At 55.9% G+C, this 431-nt stretch carries 1 protein-coding gene; it reads right to left on the bottom strand.

Annotated features, from left to right (window positions below; translation table 11 throughout):
• Window positions 1-406 (bottom strand): sugar phosphate isomerase/epimerase family protein (locus RAD15_RS44030; protein WP_458184898.1); only part of this gene is annotated, 406 nt, incomplete at its 3' end.
• Window positions 407-431 lie beyond the last annotated feature (25 nt).

Below are 431 nucleotides of genomic sequence, written 5' to 3'. Positions count from 1 at the left end.
CAAACTCCAGGAAGTTCACCGGCGTGAAAACAAGGTTGTGAGGATGGAGCTCTAAGGCGAGTTTGACCCCAGCATCTTGGGCGCGCAGGTCCATCTCGCGCCAGAACGGGTCGACAACACTTTTCTGATACTCGAGCACTTCAAGTTCGACACCATTCCACGGATTAACTACCCACGATGGATACTTAGCATGGCGATCTGATCCTGGCGTGCCTGACATACAGACGAGATCCGTGATACCCAGCTTTCCAGCCAACTCGATCGCCCGTCGCAAGTCGTATGCGTGCCGCGGACCGACATCAGGCAACGGACTGAGCGGATTGCCAGACGTGTTCAGGCCCGCCAGCCGCATTTCTTTATCCTCGAATATACCCATGTAGTCCTCGCGGGCGGTCTGGGAGGTCATGAGCGTATCGACTGGACAATGAGGC

It is taken from the genome of Bradyrhizobium sp. 14AA, assembly GCF_054185205.1.
Note: the sequence above shows the minus strand (reverse complement) of the source record. Positions and strands in the feature narration are given on the sequence as shown.